We start from the raw sequence: 14,970 nt of genomic DNA on the forward strand, positions 1-14,970 counted from the left end.
GCGCGACTGAACTTCTGTCATGCAAAGTTCACATACGACTGCTAATGCAAAAAAATCAGCAACGGCACAGGCCGTTGCTGATCAGGTGTTGCGGGTCGTTGAACGCTTGGGTTACAGCGGACGACCGATGCCGTTGCAGACGCTGGTGTTGCCGATGCCTTGCGCGCTGGAAACGGTAGCGAAGGTGTCGGTGATCGCTTGTTTCCAGTTGGTTGGCAGTGGTACGAAGCGGTTGGCGCTGATGGCAGCGTCGTTGTTATTGAACTCACCGAAGTGTTGCAGGAAGAAATCCTGTACTTGGGTGGTCTGCGCTGCGTTGGCGTAGCACTGGCTGAAGATCAGGTTAGTGAAGCCCAGGATCGGGTAGCCGGTGGATGGGTAAGCGAAAGTCGCTGGGCCGCTCGCCGTGGCAGCGAATACCGGCACCCAGTTGTCCTGGTTGGTGGCGTCGATGAACGAGCCGTCAGCACGGGCTTCAGTCGGTGCAGGGATCTGACCGATAGCGGCCGACACGTTGGCAGGCGCAGGCGAAACACCGGCAACCTTGGCGACTTTGGTGGCGTCATCCAGACCGGCCAAAGTAGTCGCGGCGTAATCCGGGCTCATGTAGGTGATACGACCTTGGGCAGCGTTCAGTGCAGTCATCACACCTTGGCTGGTGGTAGCAGGTACAGCGCCGGCAGGCAGGGTACCGGCGCTGACGCCGGCCACGAAACCGTAGCTGTCTTTGAAGGTAGTGGTCACAGCGAATGTCTTGGCTTCAGTGCACTTGGCATTGAGGAAGCGCGTGAACAACTCGGTGGTGCCGCTCGACTCGTCACGGTAAACCACGGTGATCGGGCCAGTACGGCCAGCACCGGTGATCTGGCTCCAGTTGGTCAAACGACCGGAGAACACGCCACACAGTTGAGGAATTGTCAGGTTAACCGCGGCGGTGCCGGTCTTGTTGAACGGAATGGCAACCGACGTAGCCACCGAAGGTACCTGGATCAATTTGCCCCAGGTAGGTTGCTTGTTGGTTTTGTAAGCCAGCAGCTCGGCTGCCGACAGTTTGGAATCGCTACCTGCCCAGTGCACGTTCTTGTTAGTCACACCGGCCACGAACTTGGTGTAATCGTTGTTCAGGAAAGCTGCCTTGCCGTTGCCGCTGCCCACACCGATGTAAGGGGCGAAACCAGCAGTCAGGACGCCGGCAGTCTGGTACAGCGGCTGCGGCAGAGTAGCGCCGCCGCCGTTTACGTCAGCGAATGCAGCCTGTGCCGAGCACAGTGCAGCGAGGGTCATGGATACCGCGAGAACGTTGCGCTTAAACATGAAGAATCTCCTTTCGTCGTGTTTGTACGTTGGGGTAGATGGCTCTTGCATGACGCCATGGCTTCGGTCCCAAGCCATGTTGCGGGGGTGGCCGGGGGTGAAAACCATGGAGAGAAAGTCGCAGTTTCCGATGACGGTTATAGGAAAAAACCTCGGGAGGAAGGGCTTGATTTTAAAAAGATTCTCGGGTGTTTTGGTCATGGTTTTGAGCGGTTTGGCGGCAGGTGACAGCGAGGTTTCAGCGTGGGTTTCGTCAAGGCGGCGCGGGCTGTGGCGCGGGGCCTGGATGTGACGGAATGAGGAACCCGAGGTTGGGGTCTGGCGATACCGGCCCGCCCCAAAATGAACTGAACAGACAGGGTCCAATGTGGGAGAAAGCCCCCTCCCACATTGTTTTTTTGGTGTGTTCAGGTCACCAGTTGGTTGATCTCGATGATCGGCAACAGCACGGCCATCACGATCACCAGCACCACCGCGCCCATTACCACAATCATCAGCGGCTCCAGCAACGCCGTCATGCCCATGGCCCGCCGTTCAATATCCCGTGACAAGGTCTGCGCCGCCCGCTCCAGCATCGGTGGCAGCGAGCCGGTTTTTTCGCCGCTGGCGATCAGGTGGATCAGCACCGGCGGGAAGACTTTTTCCACCGCCAGTGCCGGGGCCAGGTTGACCCCTTCGCGCACTTTGGCCGTGGCATCGTTGACGCACTGGCTCAGGCGCTCGTTGGACAGGGTTTGCCGCGCCGCTTCCAGCGCCCGCAGCAGCGGCACGCCGGCACCGCCGAGAATCGCCAGGGTCGAGGCGAAGCGCGCGGTGTTCAGGCCCAGCACGAAGCGCCCGATCAGCGGCAGGCGCAGCACGCGGCTGTGCCAGTTCAGGCGCGCCACCGGGTTGCGCAGGTACAGGCGCCAGCCCCAAAAGCCACCGACGATGCCGCCGAAACACAGCCAGCCCCAGGCGCGGATAAAGTCGCTGGCGTTGAGCATCGCCAGGGTCAGCCCCGGCAGGTCCTGGCGCGCCTGGGAAAACGCGCTGACCACCTGGGGCACCACGTAGCTGAGCAGGAAAATCACGATGCCGATCGACACCAGCCCCACCACACCGGGGTAGATAAACGCGGTGAGGATCTTGCCGCGCAGGTTGTTGCGTTCCTCGATGTAGTCGGCCAGGCGTTCCATCACCTGGGCCAGGTCACCGGACTCCTCCCCCGCCGCGATCAGTGCGCGGTAGATCGACGGAAAATCCCGTGGCCGTGCCGCTAACGCATCCGCCAAACGCATGCCGCCGCGTACATCGGCGCGCACGGCAGCCAGGGTCTGGGCGATGTGTTTTTTCTCTGCCTGTTCCACCGTGGCACTCAGCGCCGCCTCCAAGGGCAGGCTGGCGCCGAGCAGACTCGCCAGTTGCCGCGTGGCCCAGGCCAGGTCGTTGTCCGACAGTTTGGCGCTGAACAGGCTGCTGCCAGCGGCGCTTTGCTGACCGCCCTCGACCTGCACCAGCAGCGCGGTCAAACCACGGCTGCGCAGCACCGCAAACGCTCCGCTCTGGCTGTCGGCCTCCAGGTGCCCGGCCTCGACTTTGCCGCTGGCATCGGCGGCTTCATAGCGATAGCGATTCATCAGGCGTCCCGTGTCACGCGCAGGATCTCTTCGGGTGCGGTGGCGCCGCTGCGTACCCAGCGCTCGCCGTCTTCACGCATGCTGAACATCCCCGCACGGCGCGCCGCCACGCGCAGATCCTGCTCGCCCGCGCCCTGGTGGATCAGGCTGCGCACCTCGTCGTCGACGCAAAACAATTCATGGATCCCGGTCCGCCCGCTGTAGCCGATCTGGTTGCACTGCGCGCAGCCCACCGGACGCCAGGTGCCGGGCGCGGCCGGGTCTTCCTGTTTGCAATGCGGGCACAGACGGCGCACGAGGCGTTGCGCCAGGACCCCCAATAATGACGAGGCCAACAGGAACGGTTCGACGCCCATATCGATCAGGCGGTTGACCGCCGACACCGCATCGTTGGTGTGCAATGTAGCGAGTACCAAATGTCCGGTGAGAGAAGCCTGCACCGCGATTTGCGCGGTCTCCAGGTCGCGGATTTCACCGATCATGATGATGTCCGGGTCCTGGCGCAGGATCGCCCGCAGCGCCAGGCCGAAGGTCATGTCGATCTTGGCGTTGACCTGGATCTGGCTGATGCCCGGCAGGTCGTATTCCACCGGGTCTTCCACGGTGAGGATATTGCTGGTGCTCGCATCCAGCCGTGCCAACGCCGCGTACAGGCTGGTGGTCTTGCCGCTGCCCGTGGGCCCGGTGACCAGCACAATGCCGTGGGGCTGGCGGATCAAGGTGTCGAGGCGCGCGAGCAACTGCGGCTCCATACCCAGGGTCTCCAGCTGCAAACGCCCGGCTTGCTTGTCGAGCAAGCGCATCACCACGCGCTCGCCATGCCCGGTGGGCACCGTCGACACACGAATGTCGATGGGTCGCCCGGCCACGCGCAGGGCGATACGCCCGTCCTGGGGCAAGCGTTTTTCGGCGATGTCGAGCTGGGCCATGATCTTGATCCGCGACACCAACGCACCATGCAGCGCCTTGCGCGGCGACACCACATCCCGCAGGGTGCCGTCGACGCGGTAACGCACCACGGAGTGGGTTTCATACGGCTCAATGTGAATATCACTGGCCTCGTCCCGCGCTGCCTGGGTGAGCAAGGCGTTGATCATGCGGATTACCGGCGCACCGTCCTGGGTGTCGAGCAGGTCGGTGATCTCGGGCATGTCCTGCATCAGGCGGTCGAGGTCGACTTCGTTTTCCGCCGCACCCACCACAGCGGCGGCGCTGCCGGTGTCGGCGTAGGCACTGGCCAGCAGGCCGTCGAGTTCGTCATCGCGTATCTGCTCAACCCGCGACTGGCCGAACTGGCGCTGCACTTCGCTGATCGACCAGCCGGGGGTCGAGGGGCAGACGGTGAGCAGCATGCCGTCCTCGCCGGGGCGCAGGAGGATGCGTTGGGATTTGGCCCAGGCGTAAGGGAGAAGGCTCACAAGACATCTTCCTGACCGAGCGCGGTCACAAAACAACGTACCCACGATGCGAAGCGAGCCGCTTTTGATCTTGATCTTCGGCGCCCCGTAAAACCACGCTGGCCGGACGCAGGCTTGAATCCGTGGGTAACCCGGCAGGACGCCGGGTTAGCCGTCCTGGGCCAGGGACGGCCCATGACGGCGGCCCACGGATTCAAGCCTGCGTTCGGGCACACCGAGCCTAGGCGAGGTGCCGAGTGGTGGGGCGAGGACCTTTTGGTTACTTTTGGGTCCTTCCAAAAGTGACCCGCTGTAAGAGCGGAACCATAGGTGGCCGTTACCGCAGGAATGGATATGTACACGGTCAAAATGTTCACGGTCGCCCCCCAGAAACCGGCACCGCCCGAATCACCGCCCTCGGCCCCTGCTGCTGCCCGCCCGGAATCGCCTTCTCCACCGCCGGCAGTTGCGGCGCCTGTACATCCGGCATCGCCCAGCTGTGTTCCGGCTGCAACCCACTCTGCGCCCGGCGCATAAACTCATAGCGGTTCAAGGTAATACTGCGCCCCGCGCCACTGTCGCGAATGATGTAAGGCCGCAAAAACACCATCAGGTTGGTCTTGCTCACACTGCGCTTCTCATTGCGAAACAACGCCCCCAACCCCGGAATATCCGACAGCCACGGCACCGCGTCATTGCTCTGGCTATAGCCATCCTGCAACAGCCCGCCCAGCACCATGATCTGCCCGTCATCCAGCAGGATGCTGGTGTCGATCGCGCGCTTGTTGGTCACCGTGCCCGCTGCCACCGAGGCCCGGGAATCCACGCTGCTGACTTCCTGGTAGATATCCAGTTTCACCGTGCCGCCTTCGGAGATCTGCGGGCGCACGTTCAGCTTGAGCCCCACTTCTTCACGCTGCACGGTCTGGAACGGGTTATTGCTGGTGCCACCGCCACCGGTCACATAGCTGCCGGTGACAAACGGAATGGTCTGCCCGACAAAAATGCTCGCGGCTTCGTTGTCCAGGGTCAGCAGGTTCGGCGTCGACAGCACATTGGTGCCGCCCTTGCTCTTCAAGGCACGGGCCAGCACCTTGAGGTCGAGCACCTTGCCGATCCCCGGAATATCCACAGTGCCATTGACCACGCCGATATTCAGGCCCTTGGGCAGCACATCAATACTGGTGGGACTGGTCGGCGTGCCCACGACACCGCTGCCGCCCAGGTTCACCCCGCCGAAGCCACCTCGGCCCGCCAGGTTGCCGGCCTGCCATTGCACGCCGAACTCGGTGGCATCGTCCTCGCCCACTTCCACGATCAGGCTTTCGATCACCACCTGGGCGCGGCGTTGATCGAGCATGTCGATCACTTCGCGCAGGTTGCGGTACAGCGGGTCCGGCGCGGAGATCAGCAAGGTGTTGGTGGTGGCGTCGGCCTGGATGGTCACCCCGCCGGCGCTGAACGCGGTGTCCTGCTCGTTGGCGGTGTTGCCGCTGCTGGTGCTGTCGCTGGAGCCGGTGGTTTGCCCATAGCCCGACTGCACGCCACTGCCGGTGGGTGTGCCGCTGCTGTTTTGGGCGTTGCTCGTGCCCTGGCTGTTCTTGCTATTGCCGCCCATGGCACTGAGCTTGCCACGTGCCTCGTCGCTCACGCCCGAATCGCTCTCACCGGTGAGCAGCCCGCGCAGCGACTGGGCCAGCTTGGCGGCCTGGGCGTTGCGCAGGTACACCACGTGCATATTGCTGGGGTTGCTCTGGGCATTGTCGAGCTTGTAGATGAGGTTGCGCGCCAGCTCCGTACGCTCGGGGCTGCCGGAACGGATGATGATCGAATTGGAGCGCGGGTCGCCGACCACATTGATCTTCTGGGTCTGGTCGGCGCCCTGGGTTTCCAGCAGTTCGGCGACCATGGCCGCGATGTCCACGGCGATCCCGTTTTGAATCTGCACCACGTCGGTGTCGATTGCGCTGGGGGTGTCGATACCACTGATGATCTGCGCGACCCGCGCGAGGTTTTCCGCATAGTCAGTGATGACGATGCTGTTGTTGCCGGGGTAGGCGTTGATCGGGTTGTTCGGCGACACGATGGGGCGCAGCACCGGGATCAGGTTCACCGCGTTTTCATATTGCAGGCGGAAGGTGCGGGTCTGCATGCCGCTGCTGCCGGCGCTGTAGATCGGCCCGCCGAGCAACTTGGCATCGGCCTCCGGCACCACCTGGGCCACGCCGCCCACATCCACCACGCTGAAGCCCTGCATGCGCAGCGCCGCCAGCAGCATGTCGTAGGCCTGATGCGCCGGTACCTGGCCTTCGCTGACCAGGGTGAGGTTGCCTTTTACCCGCGGGTCCACCAGGAATTGCTGGCCGGTGGCACGGGACAGCGCGCGCACCACCGCCTGGATATCGGCATCGACGAAGTTGAGCTGCACCGGCTGGTCGCCCAGCGGGTTACGCGCCTTGACGGGCGCAGGAGCCTGGCCTCGGGCACTGTTGGTGACCCGGTGTTGTACGGCAGGCTTGGGGGCCGGCTCGCGTTGGCGATCCAGCACGGTGTCGCCGCTGCGACGGGTGTCGGCCAGGGGTTGGCCAAGTTCACTGTCCACCAGTAACGGCGTGGTTGACGGGCTGCTGCACGCACTCAGGGCCAGCAACAGCAACGGCGCGGCCTTGCGAAAAGGGAGGACTGACCACTTCATGAAGCTTCCTTAGCGCCAAGCGCCTGATCCATGCGAACGGTCCCGGACACAGTGCCGGCCGAGTTATCGACGGCATCCGCAGCACGTTGCAAACGCGCCTCGGACACCTCCAGGGAAAATGAACGGGGATTGCCCAGCAGCCAGCCCACCACGGCGTCGGCCGGGGCGTTGTCGAAGGTCAGGCGCCAACCGCCGGCCTCCAGCACCTGCAACTGGTAATGCCCTTGCAGGCCGGCACCGTCCAGGGCCTGGCGCAAAGCCGCTTCGTCGGCCTGGCGCGGTGCGGCGACATCCTGCAACAGCACCTGCAAGGCTTCGGCCTGGGCGCGCAGCTTGGGGGTTTCGGCCTGCCAGTAATCGATCTTTTTCAATGCTGGCTGCACCAGCACCAGCCAGGTCAGCAGGCTCGCCAACACCAGCCCGGCGCCGATCAGCAAGCGTTTCTCACGCAGGGCCAGGCCGCTCCAGAACACCTGGGCCTGAGTGCGCAGTCGCAGCCACCTATTCATCGCCGGCCTCCGGTTTTTCCGTGGCCTGCGCCGGGCCGATGCTCCAGCCATGCTCATCGCGCGTGGCCGCAAAACCGGCCTGGGCCAACGCCGCCTGCCACTCGCCCTCGGCCGCCGGGTTACGACTGTCGGCGAGCAGTCCCAGGTGCAGGATGCCCTGCTCAAAGTTCAGGTTGTCGACGCTGCCCACCATAAAAGGCAGGTTGCTGCCCGCCAGTTGCAGCAGGCTGCTGAAGCGTTGACCCGAATCGGCAGCCGCGCCGCTCTGGCGCGCGGCCAACTGTTGACGGGCCTGCTGCAAGGGGTTGAGCACCACCGGTAATTGCGGAAACGCCTGGCGCACCTGTTGGCTCATCAACGCCTTGAGCCGTTGGCCTTCGTCCACCTGGCGGGCGGCGTAGAGGTTGAGGCCGACGGTCCAGATGGCAGCGGCCAGCACCACACAAGCCAGCGCCCTGCCCCATCCAGCGCCGGAGGCTTGACCGAGGCGAGCATGCAAGCCCCAGCCAGGCACCGCGCCGCTCCAACGCTGCGCCTCTGCCACCAGCGGCACGTCGAGCGCCTGCAACCCCAGTGGGTGCACAGCGCCCTGTTGCAGGCTGTCGCGGGTCAACAGATAGCCGTCGTCCAACGCCGCCGCCCCCACCGGCAAGGCATAGGGCGCCGGGTACAGGCCGCGCAGTTTGAGCTGCACCTGGGCCAATACCTGGCCCAACCGCTCCAACCCAGTCTTGGGCACCCAGCCCACCTGCACACGCCCATCGCTTTCGCGCGGGCCGTGGGCCACCTGCATCTGTTCCACTGGACCGAGGATCAGTGCCTGGGCCGCACAGGCCACCGCCGCCTGGGTTTTTGCTGCGGCCAATGGCGGCAGTTCAAGGCTGGTGAGCAGGCTGTCGCGCGGGTGCAGAAAGCAGTCCACCACCTGCCGGCTCTTGCCCAATTGCGCCAGGCTTTCCTGCCCTTCGGACACCACCACGCCACGGTCGAGCCAGGCAAATTTCACCTGGCTTTGCGCGCTGATCTGATCCAGCGGCGGCAAGGCAATGCGCAAGCGTTTCATACGCCCACCCGCGACCAGATCACCTTGGGTTCACGGTCTTCGGGGCGGTGCAGCAACGCATCAATCGTCACCCGACGGCGCTCGCGCCGCGCCTGGCCCTGCAAACGAAACCACTCGCTGGTGATGCCCACCTGCACCGATTCCAACTCGACCTGGGGCAAGTGCAGACGGTTGACGAAATCCCCACGGTTGATAAACCAATGCCCGTTGTCGCGCTCGGCCACCAGCCCATGGGCCTGGGACAGGCTGAGCTGCGGCACCACCGCGCTGAGCACTTCGGCACTCGCGGTGTTGCCGTTGACCCAGGTATTGCCGGGCAGCACGCTGACGTACGCCTGCAGGCGCTGCAACACCTCAGGGGTCAGGCCTTCGAGGCCACTCAGGTCGTCGAGGCTGCGCAGCATCGGGTATTTGGCGGGCAACCCCTTCTGTTCATAGGACGCGATCACCCGTTGGCTGATGCGCCGGCTCACGGCCGGGGCCACGCCCAGGGTGCGGCACAGGCGCTCGAAACTCTGCAATTGCTCGGCATCGGGCTGCTGGCGGTTAACCAGGTTGCGCAGGTTGAACTTGCCCTGTTCATCGTCAATCCGCCCCTCGAATACGCCGGCCTGGGCCCGCGCCCAGGGCTGGTCAAGGCGGGTCAGCACGTCCTTCTGGCGCGCTTCCCAGAGCATCTGCCGGCTGCGTTCAAGGCCACCGAGCAACAGCCATTGGCCCTGCACGCGCGACTGTTCGGCTTCCAGGCTGCGGGTGAATACGGTCTGGCGCGTGAGCATGCCGCCGGCGATCACCGCCACCACCGCCGCGATCAGCAAGGCACTGATAATCGCCATGCCGCGCTGCTTCGCCGCTGGGGGCGAATACCCTTTCATGGCGCGCCTTACAACTGCCAGGAGCCGATATCGGCATTGACGCCATCGCCATCCGGTTGGCCATCGGCCCCCAGGGAGAACACATCGACCTCACCGTTGGCCCCCGGATTGAGGTAGTGATAAGGATGGCCCCAGGGGTCGTTGGGCAAGCGCTCGAGGTAGGCGCGCCAGTTGCTGTTCTTGGCATCTGCCGGGCGTTCCACCAGCACTTTCAGGCCCTGGTTCATGCTCGGGTAAGTGCCGTGGTCGAGGCGATACAGCTTCAACGCCTGCATCAACCCACCGATGTCCTGTTTCGCGGCGGTGGCCCGTGCCTGGTCCGGGCGATCGAGGACCTTGGGGACCACCATCGCCGCGAGGATCCCGAGGATGACCACCACCACCATGATCTCGATCAAGGTGAAGCCACGCTGGCCGCGAGGGCCTGGCAATGGGGATGTTAGGCGCGCGATATCCATCTCGACATTCCTTGGCTTGGGTACATTTCGTGGCGCAGTGTTGCAAGAACACATGTCAGTCGTATTGAAAATCCTCGGGAGTTTCGGTCGCCAATCGGTCAACTGCCGGCGCTAGTCTGCGGGCCTGTTTCCCGGCTTTGAGAACCCCATGTACGGCCGTCGCAAGGAGCAAGGTTTTACCCTGATCGAGGTGCTCGTGGCGCTGGCGATCATCGCCGTGGCGATGGCCGCTGCCATCCGCGTGGCGGGGTTGATGACCCAGAGCAACGGCTTGCTGCGGGATAAATCCATGGCGTTGCTGGCGGCGCAGAGTCGCCTGGCGGAGTTACGCCTGGAGGGGCATTTGCGCGACGGCACAAAGACCTTCAGCTGTGACCAGGGGCGCTTGAAACTGCGGTGCGAGCAGACCATCAGTCGCGATGGCCGCCTGTTTCAAGTCAACGTGCAGGTGCGGGACGCCAGCCGCGAGGCGCCGCCGCTGGCCCGCGTGGAGACACAGGTCAGGGCCGAGTGAGTCGCGGCAAGGCCGGCCCATCGGGCAATTTGTCGAGGTTGACGCGCAGCTTCTCGCCGCCGCGTTCGATCTCGACCCCGTCGCCTTCGATGGCCGTGAGCCGCACGCCGGGGCTGAGGCGCTCGCCCAACAGGAAACTGCGCGGCGGGCCGTCGTTGAGACTGAGGATCGCCACCGCACCGCGCGCCCCGGCCAGCACGCCAGAGACCTTGACCTGCAACGCCGTCGGCGCGTTGGAAAACCATTGCAGCGCCGGGTTATCGCTGCGCGCTGCCAGCACCTGGGGCGCGGCCTGGGGCGTATGGGACTCGGCGGACGTCAGCAGCAGCGGCGTCCAGACCGCCACACCGGCCAACGCCGCCAGCAACGCCACGATTTGCACGCCGTGCACCGGTGAGAAACGCAGAGTAAATGCCATGGGAAGGACCTCCTGTTTGTCCATGGCATCAGCCTACAGGCCAATTCGCACGTTTTTATTTCACAAGCTCACCAGCTTTTGAGGCGCCTACCGATGAAACAGCAAGGCTTTACCCTGATCGAGTTGATGGTGGTGCTGGTGATCATCGGCATCGCCAGCGCCGCCATCAGCCTGACCATCAAGCCCGACCCACTGCACTTGCTGCGCAAGGACGCCGAGCGCCTGAGCCAACTGCTGCAAGTGGCCCAGGCGGAAGCGCGTGCCGATGGCCGACCGATCACCTGGCGCGCCGACGCCAAGGGCTTTCGCTTCAACCGCCGCAACGACGCTGGCAACGGCGTCGAGGCCTTCCAGGACGACAGCCAACTGCGTCCACGCCTATGGGAAAGCACGCCGATGCACATCAACATCGAACCCCGGCAAACCCTGGTGCTCGACGCCGAATGGATCAAGCCGCCGTTGCGAGTGGTGTTGTCCGATGGCCAACACAGCCTCAGCCTGCAACGCGACGCCGCCGGCCTGATGCGCGTGGTGAGCCAGCCATGAACCGATCCGAGCAAGGCTTCACCCTGATCGAAGTGATGGTGGCGATCATGCTCATGGCCGTGGTCAGCGTAATCGCCTGGCGCGGTCTGGACAGCGTCACCCGCGCCGACCAGCACCTGCAGGCGAGCAGCGAACAGACCGAAGTGCTGCTGCGCGCCCTGAACCAGATGCAGCGCGACATCAGCCTGCGCGCCAGCGTCGAACTGAACGTCCCGGATCCTTCAAAGAACAGTGCGGAAAAAGTCGATGGGCTGGCGGCGGTGACGGTGCGCAGTTCCGACAGCAAAGGGTTTCGGCTGGACATCATTCGCAGCGCACCCCTCGACGGCGATGGCCTGCAACGGGTGCGCTGGTGGCTCAAGGGCGACAGTTTGTATCGCGCTGCGGCACCCGCGCGCGACCGCTATCCGCTGCCGGCGGCAAAGGATGGTGTGGTCGTGTTGAGCGGGGTCAGTGATCTGCAGGTGCGGGTGTGGGAGAAGGATAAGGGCTGGCGGCAGTTGAGCGGGAATCGGCGTGAGGATCCGTTGGGGCTGGAGATCAGTTTGGTGCGGGAGACGCCGCAGGGGGTGGAGAAGTATCGGCAGGTGGTGGGGCCTTTGCGCTAGTCTTTGGCGTTGAATGTGGGAGGTCCCACTACCTCTTCAACGTAGCGATGTCGCGCAGCAAACTGGAACCTCTGTGGCGAGCGGTCGACTGAAATTGCTTATGCAAGACTCGGCACAACAACACCTAACTCAACAACACCACCCCACCCGGCAACTCCGTGCACTTGGCCCCATACGCATCCCGAATCAACAACGCCACCCCCGCCAACTGCTGCAGGCTGAACCGTGCCTGTACGCGCCGTTGGCCGAGTTCCTTGTTGAGCAGCACCAGCATCCCCGGCCGGTAGCGGTTGATCTCGTCTACCACCGTGGCCAGGGTGGCGTTGTTGAAGACCAGGACCTGTTCGCGCCAGGCCACGACCGCCTGGGTGTCCACCACCACCGGTTCGCCCATGCCGGCCGCGTCGTAGCTCAGTTGCCGGCCGCTCTCCAGGCGCACGCTGCGCCCGGCAACGTCCACCGACAACCATCCCTCGATACAGGTCACGCACACCGTGCGGTCGGTGTTGCGCAGATTGAAACGTGCCTGCGCCGCACTCACCCAGCCTTCCCCCGCCAGCACCTTGAGCGGCTGTGCGGAATGGGAGATCACTTCGACTTCGCCTTCAAGCAATTCAAGGCCCTGCCCCACTTGGCTCACGCGCGTTTGGGTATTGAGTTCCAGGCTGACCCCGTTACTCAACAACACTTGGCGTTGTTCGCCGACTTCGGTGCGATAGTCCGCCGTGAGGCCGGCAAAACCACCGGGGGAGCCGACCTGCACCATCACCACAGCGGCCGATGCGGCAATCGCGCCGCCCAGGAATGCACGGCGGCCGAAACTGCGCGGTTGCGATACCTGCTCAAGCGCCGGTGCCAACTGCTGCCACATCGCCTTGGCCTGCTCGAACGCCTGGGCGTGCTCGGGGCTTTGCGCACACCAGGCTTTGAGCGCCTTGGCATCGGCCACGGTGGCGCGGCCCGAGGTCAGCACGAGCAGCCAGTCGCGGGCTTCATCGTGCAGGGGGCTGGCGGCGGAGTGCCGGGCGGCGGAGAGGCTAAAAATGTTCAAGCGGGCAAATACTCACGGTTTTATCAGGGACTCGACTCTAAGACGGTTTTCCGGCCCCGGGACCGAACCGCTGGATCACTTTTCTTTCCAAACGCTTGGCGCAGTGGCCCAGGGCGGCCTTGATTTCCTTCTCGACCATGCGCGTGGAAATGCCGAAACGCTGGGAGATTTCCAGGTGCGGCGCCTCTTCCAGGCGGGCGGCGATGAGGATCTTGCGGCGGCGTGCCGGCAGTTCGTAGAGCGCCTTGACCAGGGACTGGATTTCTTTCTGGCCGCCCACCACCCGTGACGGGTCCTGGGCTTCGTCGGCGCTTTGCAGCAGTTCTTCGACCTCGCTGCCGGTGAGCAGGCGCGCGTCGGCCTGGCGGCGGTCGGCGGCGATGTTCAGGGCCATGCGGTACAGGTAGGCATTGGGTTGCGCCAGGTTGGGCGGCACTTCCATGCGGTCGACCCGTAGGTAGGTTTCGTGCAGCACATCGTTGGCCAGGTCCTCCGAACCCAGGCGCTTGCGCAAACGCACCTTGAAGTCGTCGTAGGAGGCCAGGAACAAACCGACCATCGTGCTGTGCCCGGTATTTTTCATCCGCCCCAGGCTCCGTTTGCTGCTGTGCATTCCATGCGCATTCCTGTTGTGTCGGGCATCAAAAGTAAAGTCACCGGTTGGCGCAGCGAGCTCGGCGCCGGGCGTTCGACCCGCGTGGCTCCCAGATTGCGTACCAGTGCTTCATCGCGTTGTTCATCGCCGGTGGAGCTGACCAACCGACTGTGTTCGATCAGCCCTTGCGGGTTGACCCACACCTGCACCAGCGCGCGGAAACTGCCGGGCCGGGTCAGCGGCGAGCGGCACAGGCTGGTCTCGATGGCCTGCTGCAAGGCCGTGGCGTAGCTGTTGTTAATCCGCGCGGCGTTGCGTGCCGCCGCACCACGGGTCGCAGGCGGCTGGCTGACCGCGGGCAACTGCAAGGTGAACGCATCACTGCGCGCATAACGCGCCATCAGGCCACTCCCCGTCAGCAACATCGCCAGAGCCTCCTGCGCCGTAAAACGCCCGCGCACACTGATGGAACGCCGGCCCCGCGTCAGTTCGCGGTCGACCAGCACCGCCATTCCGGTGGCGCGGCTGTACGCTTGCAGGGCGTGTTCCAGGTCTTGCGCCGGCAGGTTCAACAGCAGCTGCGGTGACTCAGCCTGCGCGACGCGACCACCGGCCAGCAGCAACAGCAAGACCAGGGCGCATACGGCGCGCCTCCAGGCCCCCTGTTCACCCCCTGCTCTGCATCGCTGCACGGCCGACGCGCCCTAGAAAACCGTCATCCTGAGGCCAGTTTATGAACCTGATGTTACGGTGATAGCAAAAAAAACATCACGGTGACGAGAGGCCCGCTGCACTAGACTTGCTCACCTACCGGCCCATTCCTTCGGGCCCGCCAGGAGGCCTCGATGAAGCGCTTACCGATCCTCGCCAGCCTGTTGCTGTGCGCGGCCCTACCCTTGCACGCCCACGCCGAAAACTGCGCCGACGTCTCGGTGGATGGCTACAAGGCGCCCGACTATGGCTGCCTGAGCCAGCAGATGGGCAACGACACCAATGCCGCCAAAGCCGCGCAGAAAAACCGCGAGGCGCAAGGCATTGCCGTGGACAAGCGCCAGCCCAACAAGCTCGGCCTGGCCACCCCGGCGGCGACCAGCGTGCGCATGGGCAACACGTTCGGCACCTCGGTGAAGCCGCAGCGGCCTTGAACTGTTTGAGCAACACAGAACCAATGTGGGAGGGGATTGCCCCCGATGGCGGTGGGTCAGTCAATGATGCTGTGACTGTGCTGCTAGGGGGGCAGAGGTATCTACATAACGTTGGCTCAACGCTGAACGCGCGGCAGATAGGGCTGTTGTGGCGAGCGGGCTT

Annotated in this window: 16 protein-coding genes; 4 read left to right on the forward strand and 12 right to left on the reverse strand. The window is 64.2% G+C overall.

What is annotated here, in order from left to right:
- Positions 1–111: 111 nt before the first annotated feature.
- From AD670_RS30130 to gspG, 8 genes are all read right to left on the reverse strand, one after another.
- Entirely contained in the window at positions 112–1,314 is a 1,203-nt protein-coding gene (locus AD670_RS30130) for a substrate-binding domain-containing protein (RefSeq protein ID WP_053140777.1), read from the reverse strand.
- Between the two features lie 407 nt (positions 1,315–1,721).
- Positions 1,722–2,933, reverse strand: a complete 1,212-nt coding sequence (gene gspF, locus AD670_RS30140; protein ID WP_027607539.1) for a type II secretion system inner membrane protein GspF — start codon at positions 2,931–2,933, stop codon at positions 1,722–1,724.
- Positions 2,933–4,351 (reverse strand): type II secretion system ATPase GspE, encoded by a 1,419-nt coding sequence (gene gspE / locus AD670_RS30145; protein ID WP_053140782.1) that lies wholly within the window; start codon positions 4,349–4,351, stop codon positions 2,933–2,935. The genes gspF and gspE overlap by 1 nt, the downstream gene beginning before the upstream one ends.
- Before the next feature lie 352 nt (positions 4,352–4,703).
- Positions 4,704–7,025 carry a type II secretion system secretin GspD gene (gspD, locus tag AD670_RS30150; protein ID WP_053140785.1) on the reverse strand — a complete coding sequence of 774 codons (2,322 nt, stop codon included), beginning with the start codon at positions 7,023–7,025 and terminating at the stop codon, positions 4,704–4,706.
- On the reverse strand, positions 7,022–7,534 hold the full coding sequence (gene gspM / locus AD670_RS30155; protein ID WP_053140788.1) for a type II secretion system protein GspM: 513 nt from the start codon (positions 7,532–7,534) through the stop codon (positions 7,022–7,024). The genes gspD and gspM overlap by 4 nt, the downstream gene beginning before the upstream one ends.
- The gene (gspL, locus tag AD670_RS30160) at positions 7,527–8,597 is read right to left on the reverse strand and encodes a type II secretion system protein GspL (RefSeq protein ID WP_053140792.1); all 1,071 of its coding nucleotides are present in this window, start codon (positions 8,595–8,597) and stop codon (positions 7,527–7,529) included. Before gspL ends, gspM begins: the two co-directional genes overlap by 8 nt.
- Positions 8,594–9,472: a type II secretion system minor pseudopilin GspK gene (gene gspK / locus AD670_RS30165; protein WP_156338355.1), complete on the reverse strand. Its 879-nt coding sequence runs from the start codon at positions 9,470–9,472 to the stop codon at positions 8,594–8,596. The genes gspL and gspK overlap by 4 nt, the downstream gene beginning before the upstream one ends.
- Positions 9,473–9,480: 8 nt before the next feature.
- Positions 9,481–9,930 carry a type II secretion system major pseudopilin GspG gene (gene gspG / locus AD670_RS30170; RefSeq protein ID WP_053140795.1) on the reverse strand — a complete coding sequence of 150 codons (450 nt, stop codon included), beginning with the start codon at positions 9,928–9,930 and terminating at the stop codon, positions 9,481–9,483.
- Positions 9,931–10,078: 148 nt separating this feature from the next.
- Here gspG and gspI point away from each other — a divergent pair, with 148 nt between their 5' ends.
- On the forward strand, positions 10,079–10,444 hold the full coding sequence (gspI, locus tag AD670_RS30175) for a type II secretion system minor pseudopilin GspI (RefSeq protein WP_053140798.1): 366 nt from the start codon (positions 10,079–10,081) through the stop codon (positions 10,442–10,444).
- Here gspI and AD670_RS30180 read toward each other — a convergent pair.
- Positions 10,431–10,862 carry a type II secretion system protein N gene (locus AD670_RS30180; RefSeq protein ID WP_053140801.1) on the reverse strand — a complete coding sequence of 144 codons (432 nt, stop codon included), beginning with the start codon at positions 10,860–10,862 and terminating at the stop codon, positions 10,431–10,433. The two genes, gspI and AD670_RS30180, sit on opposite strands and share 14 nt — an antisense overlap.
- Positions 10,863–10,955: 93 nt before the next feature.
- On the opposite strand from AD670_RS30180, the gene gspH reads away from it, so the two are divergent.
- A complete protein-coding gene (gspH, locus tag AD670_RS30185; protein ID WP_053140804.1) occupies positions 10,956–11,408 on the forward strand; it encodes a type II secretion system minor pseudopilin GspH in 453 nt (150 codons plus the stop codon).
- Positions 11,405–12,016 (forward strand): type II secretion system protein GspJ, encoded by a 612-nt coding sequence (locus AD670_RS30190; protein ID WP_053140807.1) that lies wholly within the window; start codon positions 11,405–11,407, stop codon positions 12,014–12,016. Before gspH ends, AD670_RS30190 begins: the two co-directional genes overlap by 4 nt.
- A gap of 124 nt (positions 12,017–12,140) precedes the next feature.
- On the opposite strand, the gene AD670_RS30195 is transcribed toward AD670_RS30190, so the two are convergent.
- From AD670_RS30195 to AD670_RS30205, 3 genes are read right to left on the reverse strand one after another with little or no spacing between them, the layout of a single operon-like run.
- Positions 12,141–13,067: a FecR domain-containing protein gene (locus tag AD670_RS30195; RefSeq protein ID WP_053140809.1), complete on the reverse strand. Its 927-nt coding sequence runs from the start codon at positions 13,065–13,067 to the stop codon at positions 12,141–12,143.
- A gap of 37 nt (positions 13,068–13,104) precedes the next feature.
- Positions 13,105–13,650 (reverse strand): RNA polymerase sigma factor, encoded by a 546-nt coding sequence (locus AD670_RS30200; RefSeq protein ID WP_027607555.1) that lies wholly within the window; start codon positions 13,648–13,650, stop codon positions 13,105–13,107.
- A complete protein-coding gene (locus tag AD670_RS30205) occupies positions 13,647–14,291 on the reverse strand; it encodes a secretin and TonB N-terminal domain-containing protein (RefSeq protein ID WP_053140812.1) in 645 nt (214 codons plus the stop codon). Before AD670_RS30205 ends, AD670_RS30200 begins: the two co-directional genes overlap by 4 nt.
- A gap of 216 nt (positions 14,292–14,507) precedes the next feature.
- Here AD670_RS30205 and AD670_RS30210 point away from each other — a divergent pair, with 216 nt between their 5' ends.
- Positions 14,508–14,807 carry a hypothetical protein gene (locus AD670_RS30210; protein WP_053140815.1) on the forward strand — a complete coding sequence of 100 codons (300 nt, stop codon included), beginning with the start codon at positions 14,508–14,510 and terminating at the stop codon, positions 14,805–14,807.
- Positions 14,808–14,970 lie beyond the last annotated feature (163 nt).

It is taken from the genome of Pseudomonas sp. MIACH, assembly GCF_001269925.1.
GTDB lineage: Bacteria > Pseudomonadota > Gammaproteobacteria > Pseudomonadales > Pseudomonadaceae > Aquipseudomonas.

What these genes read in the sequence shown, in the direction of transcription:
- AD670_RS30130 (WP_053140777.1), bottom strand. Translation starts at nt 1,314, where the DNA reads ATGTTTAAGCGCAACGTTCTCGCGGTATCCATGACCCTCGCTGCACTG.
- gspF (WP_027607539.1), bottom strand. Translation starts at nt 2,933, where the DNA reads ATGAATCGCTATCGCTATGAAGCCGCCGATGCCAGCGGCAAAGTCGAG.
- gspD (WP_053140785.1), bottom strand. Translation starts at nt 7,025, where the DNA reads ATGAAGTGGTCAGTCCTCCCTTTTCGCAAGGCCGCGCCGTTGCTGTTG.
- gspM (WP_053140788.1), bottom strand. Translation starts at nt 7,534, where the DNA reads ATGAATAGGTGGCTGCGACTGCGCACTCAGGCCCAGGTGTTCTGGAGC.
- gspL (WP_053140792.1), bottom strand. Translation starts at nt 8,597, where the DNA reads ATGAAACGCTTGCGCATTGCCTTGCCGCCGCTGGATCAGATCAGCGCG.
- gspK (WP_156338355.1), bottom strand. Translation starts at nt 9,472, where the DNA reads ATGAAAGGGTATTCGCCCCCAGCGGCGAAGCAGCGCGGCATGGCGATT.
- gspG (WP_053140795.1), bottom strand. Translation starts at nt 9,930, where the DNA reads ATGGATATCGCGCGCCTAACATCCCCATTGCCAGGCCCTCGCGGCCAG.
- gspI (WP_053140798.1), top strand. Translation starts at nt 10,079, where the DNA reads ATGTACGGCCGTCGCAAGGAGCAAGGTTTTACCCTGATCGAGGTGCTC.
- AD670_RS30180 (WP_053140801.1), bottom strand. Translation starts at nt 10,862, where the DNA reads ATGGCATTTACTCTGCGTTTCTCACCGGTGCACGGCGTGCAAATCGTG.
- gspH (WP_053140804.1), top strand. Translation starts at nt 10,956, where the DNA reads ATGAAACAGCAAGGCTTTACCCTGATCGAGTTGATGGTGGTGCTGGTG.
- AD670_RS30190 (WP_053140807.1), top strand. Translation starts at nt 11,405, where the DNA reads ATGAACCGATCCGAGCAAGGCTTCACCCTGATCGAAGTGATGGTGGCG.
- AD670_RS30200 (WP_027607555.1), bottom strand. Translation starts at nt 13,650, where the DNA reads ATGAAAAATACCGGGCACAGCACGATGGTCGGTTTGTTCCTGGCCTCC.
- AD670_RS30210 (WP_053140815.1), top strand. Translation starts at nt 14,508, where the DNA reads ATGAAGCGCTTACCGATCCTCGCCAGCCTGTTGCTGTGCGCGGCCCTA.